Annotated in this window: 6 protein-coding genes; 3 read left to right on the top strand and 3 right to left on the bottom strand. The window is 62.4% G+C overall.

Annotated features, from left to right (window positions below; genetic code table 11):
- Window positions 1-258: 258 nt before the first annotated feature.
- Entirely contained in the window at window positions 259-996 is a 738-nt protein-coding gene (locus WEA77_RS02790) for a DUF6065 family protein (RefSeq protein ID WP_368066336.1), read from the bottom strand.
- Between the two features lie 56 nt (window positions 997-1,052).
- On the opposite strand from WEA77_RS02790, the gene WEA77_RS02785 reads away from it, so the two are divergent.
- Window positions 1,053-1,550, top strand: a complete 498-nt coding sequence (locus WEA77_RS02785) for a prolyl-tRNA synthetase associated domain-containing protein (protein ID WP_368066335.1) — start codon at window positions 1,053-1,055, stop codon at window positions 1,548-1,550.
- Window positions 1,551-1,700: 150 nt separating this feature from the next.
- Here WEA77_RS02785 and WEA77_RS02780 read toward each other — a convergent pair whose 3' ends face one another.
- A complete protein-coding gene (locus tag WEA77_RS02780) occupies window positions 1,701-2,741 on the bottom strand; it encodes an aspartate-semialdehyde dehydrogenase (RefSeq protein ID WP_368066334.1) in 1,041 nt (346 codons plus the stop codon).
- A gap of 123 nt (window positions 2,742-2,864) precedes the next feature.
- Here WEA77_RS02780 and WEA77_RS02775 point away from each other — a divergent pair, with 123 nt between their 5' ends.
- Together WEA77_RS02775 and WEA77_RS02770 are read left to right on the top strand one after the other, a co-directional pair.
- Window positions 2,865-3,236, top strand: a complete 372-nt coding sequence (locus WEA77_RS02775; protein WP_368066333.1) for a nuclear transport factor 2 family protein — start codon at window positions 2,865-2,867, stop codon at window positions 3,234-3,236.
- A 34-nt stretch (window positions 3,237-3,270) separates the two neighbouring features.
- Window positions 3,271-3,543, top strand: a complete 273-nt coding sequence (locus WEA77_RS02770) for a hypothetical protein (protein WP_368066332.1) — start codon at window positions 3,271-3,273, stop codon at window positions 3,541-3,543.
- Between the two features lie 288 nt (window positions 3,544-3,831).
- On the opposite strand, the gene WEA77_RS02765 is transcribed toward WEA77_RS02770, so the two are convergent.
- Window positions 3,832-5,022 (bottom strand): amidohydrolase family protein, encoded by a 1,191-nt coding sequence (locus WEA77_RS02765; RefSeq protein WP_368066331.1) that lies wholly within the window; start codon window positions 5,020-5,022, stop codon window positions 3,832-3,834.
- Window positions 5,023-5,218 lie beyond the last annotated feature (196 nt).

Genomic DNA, 5,218 nt, shown 5'->3' with positions numbered 1-5,218 from the left:
TGTACGGAACTCCCGATCTTCAAGTGCGAAGCCTCAAAACCTTGTCGCAGATGAACCTGTGCTGTCAGCGCTTCACGCATTTTGCGCGAGACGCCAGGGAGACTTTTCGACTGAACTTTTAGTTGGCGCTGAACCCGCGCTCCGCCGCCGATACCTACGAAAGTATTTCGCGAGGATGAGCGGTCAAATATGAATCCTGCGTTCCGGGGCCAGCCCCTCGCCTCCACCGCTTTTCCGCCGGGAGAGGGCTGAGTTGGACTATTTTATTTCTTTCGGGGGTTGCAGCCTGCGCTTCGTCTGATGTGTTTCTGCCTTGTCGCCGGTGGGTTTTTCGCCGCGCATGTAGTGGCGTTGCCAGCGTTCTTTCATGGCGGTCGTCTCGCCGCCCTTGAGGCGGGTGTTGAAGTCGGCGCGGCTGTCGCGCCAGGCATTGTATTCGGCGACGAGGTCGGCGTTGGTGCTCATCAGCTTGCGCTCGGGCGTGATGTCCTCAAGGCGCTTGTGTTCCATCAGGGTGATAAAGGCGAAGGGCTCGCCCTTTCGGAAGATGACCTCGCCGGGGCGCGTCATTTGCCAGTTCATCGTGAAGGGGAATGGCAACCAATCGGTTTCGACGAGGCCCGTCAAAGGCGCGATGCCGTCCTTCGGCCAGTTTGGCGGGCCAGTGACCCAGACGCCCCAGCCAGGCGGCGTGCGAAACAGGTGGCCGGTGTGGAAAGTGACGATGCCGCGCATGAAATGGCTGTCGGCGAAGCTGGCGATGGCGGCGGGGTCGCCGGTGGTCTTGAGGTCGATGTCTTCGGTCCGGTGGCCGCCGTTCCAGATGACCTTGATGTCCATCGGGCAGAGGATTTCCCAGCCGGTGGAGTTTGCCATGGTGAGCGGCAGGCAGCGATAGGGGTGGCGATCGATAAAGGCGTCCATCCAGGCGCGGTCGGACCGGCCGGGGACGATCTGCGGGGCGACATCGTAGATCTTGTAACAGTCGAGGTGCATGGGTTGATCGCCCTTAAGCGCTTGACGGGACAGGCAAGTCTTGGCGAATGGGCGCCATGCAAGCAAGCCCTGATGACCTGTTCGCCTATCTCGACCGTCTCGGGATTGCGCATTCCACGTCATGGCACGAGGCGATGTTCACGGTCGAGCAATCAGGCGCACTGAAGGCGCAGATGCCGGGGGCGCATACCAAGAACCTGTTCCTGAGGGATGCCGGCGGACAGCTGGTGCTGATTGCGGCGGAGGCGCATGGGCCACTGAAGCTGAACCAGTTGCACAGGATTATCGGCACGAAGCGGCTCTCGTTCGGGGCGGCGGAGCTGATGACCAAAGCGCTGGGCGTTGCGCCGGGATCGGTGACGGCGTTTGCGCTGATGAATGATGCGGGGGGCCGTGTGCGGTTTCTGGTGGACGCCGTGCTGGCGGCGGCGGAGACCGTGAACTTCCATCCGCTGGTGAACACCGGGACGACGGCGATCTCGCAGGCGGACTTCCGGCGCTTCGTGGCGGCGACAGGGCATGGGTTCGAGGTGGTGGATTTTTCGGTTTTGTGAGGGCAGGCTTTATGCCTCGCCCCACCCTAACCCTCCCCGTTCCGGGAAGGTGACAGGTCAGTTTGCTGGGAGAGCGAGCTTTGCCCGAAACACAACCAGTCCCCTCCCCGCGCGAAGCGTGGGGAGGGTTAGGGTTGGGCCTGCGGCAGTCTATGCCCGCGCTTTCGCCGTTGCCGGTTTGATGATGCCGCGGTTCAAAAGTTCCTCGGCGATCTGGACGGCGTTGAGGGCGGCGCCCTTGCGCAGGTTGTCGGCGACGCACCAGAAGGCGAGGCCGTTATCGACTGTGGGGTCGGTGCGGATGCGGCTGACATAGGTGGCCCATTCGCCGGAGGCTTCCTTCGGCGTGATGTAGAGGTCTTCCTTCGGATCATCGACGACCATCAGGCCGGGGCTTTCGCGCAGCAGGGCGCGGGCTTCGTCGGCGCTCATCGGGCCGTTCATCTCGATGGTGACGGATTCGGAATGGCCCACGAAAACCGGCACGCGCACACAGGTGGCGACAAGTTTGATCTTCGGATCGAGGATTTTCTTGGTCTCGACCGCCATCTTCCACTCTTCCTTCGTGAAGCCGTCCTCCATGAAGTCGTCGATATGGGGGATGACGTTGAAGGCGATCTCCTTGGGGAAGATCACGGGCTTCAGCTCGTCATTGACGAAGACGCCCCGGGTCTGGTTCCACAGCTCGTCCATCGCGTCCTTGCCCTTGCCGGATACGGATTGGTAGGTCGAGACGACGACGCGGCTGATGCCGACCGCGTCGTGGATCGGCTTCAGGGCGACCACGAGCTGGGCGGTGGAACAGTTGGGGTTCGCGATGATGCGCTTCTTCGCGTAGCCCATCACGGCGTCGGCGTTGCACTCGGGCACGACGAGGGGGACATCGGGGTCCATCCGCCAGGCGGAGGAGTTGTCGATGGTGATGGCGCCGGCCTTTGCGATCTTCGGGCACCATTCCTTCGAGACCTTGCCGCCAGCCGACATCAGGACCAGATCGACCTTAGTGAAATCGAATTGCTCGAGGTCCTGGCATTTCAGGATACGGTCGCCATAGGAGACCTCCTTGCCGATGGAGCGGCGGGAGGCGACGGCGTAGACTTCGTCTGCCGGGAAGAGGCGCTCTTCCAGAATGTTCAGGAGTTCCCGCCCGACATTGCCTGTGGCGCCAACAACCGCGATGCGCGTGCCCATGATGATCTCCAGTGTGTGTGAATTTCGGGCTATATGGGCCATCTCGCCCCCGGCTTAAAGCGGCTTGTGCAATACGCCCCCGGCTGGCAGGTATCGGGAGCGCCGAAAAGGGACCCGAAGTCCGTGCTGGACGAGATAATCCGCCGTTATATCGCGAGCTATAATGACCGGGACATCGACGCGATGCTGGCCTGCGTGACCGATGACGTCGTGTTCGAGAATATCTCGAATGCCGGGCAATCCATGCGGCTGGACGGCAAAACGATGATGCGGCAGGTGGCGGAAGTGTCCGGGAACGCATTTTCCTACCGGCGCCAGCGGCTGATCAATCTCGTTTTCGACGACATCAAAGCCGCCGCCGAAATCGAGTTCGAGGGCCGCGCGGCGGTGGACCTGCCGAACGGGGTGCGCGCCGGTGAGACGGTGAAAGTGCGCGGGGCGAGCTTTTTCGAGTTTCGCGGGCCGCTTCTGTGCCGGATTGCGGATTACAGCTGAGCGGCGTTCCGAAAAGTGGGAGGGTTTTCGGGAAATGCCCAAAGTCGCGCTCACCGCCATCATGCGAAAGCTGGTCATCCTTGCAAAGGTAGTCATCCGGGACGACTGCGAGTGGTCTCCAGGAATGGCTTGGTCAAGACAGATACTCCAGGCGAGCGTCTTCTGCATCAGGCTGATGCCGTACCGGTGCATGTTCTCGACGAAGGCGATGGCGTCGGCGCCGGAAAGGCCGGCGGGCTCGAATTCGCCGGACGAGGTCGGCTCGCTCGCAGTGTCGCTGACCGGCGTGACAGACATAGCCGCCTGATAGGTCTTCACCGGCAGCGGCAAGGAGACGATGCAATAGGAATAGGTCATGGGTCCCTCCGCCGTGAGCCGGTCGACGATCTGGCGGGCATCATCCAGCGTGATGATGCGCAAGGCGCCAACGCCGACGCCGCTCTGCACGCAGGCCGCCCGGCGGGCGGTCAGACTGTTTTCCCATGTCGCCGAAATCGCCGACCAGGCCCTAGAGCCGCTCTGCGGGAATGCGGAAAACATGCTTGATCTCAGCGGCGAGCATCGTGAACCTTGCAGAGCTGATGGTGCGCCTCTCTCAGGCCGAGTGTTGCAGTTTCGGCCGGCGGAGTTCGGGTGCCAGCCCCTCCCCCATAAGGTCGATCAAGTTTTCCGCATAGAAGTTCGTGATCTGGGTAGGGGTGCAGCCCGACAGAGTTTCGTCGAAGCGTTTCAGCGGATTGCGGCCGCCTTCGACGTGGGGATAGTCCGACGAGAAGAGGCAGATCTCGTCGGCGGAATTGCGGATGATCCAGCCGGCGTCTTCGTGCGGGTAGGGCGCGGCGCGGAAAGAACGGCGGACGATTTCGGAGGGTCTGGCCGAGAGTTTCTGCAACCGCTCCTCGTTGCGCAGGAAGGCATGGGCGGCGGAATCCATCGCGCGCATCCATCCGGGCACCCAGGCGGCGCCGAGTTCGATGGCGCCCCATTTCAGTTTGGGGAACCGGTCGAAGACGCCGTCGAAGATCAGCGTGGCCAGCGTCTGCATCGCCGATTGCGGGATCGGCATGTAGGAGACCGAGGTGAAATTGTCATCGCCGCCGTGAAAGTCCGGTACCGGCGGCAGGCCGTTGGCCTTGTAGACCGGGTTCATCTTCTCCTCGCCGCCAACATGCAGGAGGATCGGCAGACCCGCTTCCTCCGCGAGGCGCCAGACGGGGTCCAGGCCGATATGGCTGGGCGAGTGCTTTTGTGGGCATACGGACGCCACCATGATCGCCTTTGCGCCGAGCTTGATGGCGAGGCGGGTGGTCGCTTCAGCGCGGGCAAAATCTTCGAGCGGGACATAGGCGACGGCGAGCAGGCGCGGGTCAACGGCGCAGAAGCCGGTCATCATACGGTTGTGGGCATCGGCGGCGGCATAGCAGAGTTCCATGTCATCTGACTGGTCGAGGCCGAAATTGCCGAGGCAGAAGGTGGTGAAGACAAGCTGGCTGGCGAAGCCGAGACGGTCCATCGCGGCGGGGCGGTCCTCGCGGCGGAATGATCCGAGGGCGGTGTAATTCTTGTTGAGAAGGATCGCGTCAGCGGCGGCGGCGCGGTAGGCGGCGTCCTCGTGGCGCGCGCGCTCCTCGTTCATCCAGTGGGTGTGGGAATGTTTCCACTTGTAGACCGGCAGGTCGTGATAGCGCGCTAGCAGGCGTTTCTCGAAATACGGGTCGAGAACATCGGTCATCTCCATCAGGTGGCTGTCGGCGTCGTGGATGAGCCGTCCGGCGGCGTAGGACATGGCTTGGTTCCTCCCGGGGGTCGTCTTGTTTTGACGGCAGGATGTCACAAGGGCGCGGGCTTGTCCAAAGGGCGGGTCATGACGATCATCCGGCCGGGGCCATCCCAGAGGTTTTCTTCGGTATCGCGGGTCACAACGAAGCCATTCGCAAGATACATGTGCATCGAGGCGGCGAGGCCGCCGGTGGTTTCGAGAC

The organism is Hyphomonas sp. (assembly GCF_040882205.1).
Lineage (GTDB): Bacteria > Pseudomonadota > Alphaproteobacteria > Caulobacterales > Hyphomonadaceae > Hyphomonas.
Note: the sequence above shows the minus strand (reverse complement) of the source record. Positions and strands in the feature narration are given on the sequence as shown.

Bases quoted from the DNA above. Each gene is read 5' to 3' on its own strand.
- WEA77_RS02790 (WP_368066336.1), bottom strand. From the start codon at position 996: ATGCACCTCGACTGTTACAAGATCTACGATGTCGCCCCGCAGATCGTC.
- WEA77_RS02785 (WP_368066335.1), top strand. From the start codon at position 1,053: ATGCAAGCAAGCCCTGATGACCTGTTCGCCTATCTCGACCGTCTCGGG.
- WEA77_RS02780 (WP_368066334.1), bottom strand. From the start codon at position 2,741: ATGGGCACGCGCATCGCGGTTGTTGGCGCCACAGGCAATGTCGGGCGG.
- WEA77_RS02770 (WP_368066332.1), top strand. From the start codon at position 3,271: ATGCCCAAAGTCGCGCTCACCGCCATCATGCGAAAGCTGGTCATCCTT.
- WEA77_RS02765 (WP_368066331.1), bottom strand. From the start codon at position 5,022: ATGTCCTACGCCGCCGGACGGCTCATCCACGACGCCGACAGCCACCTG.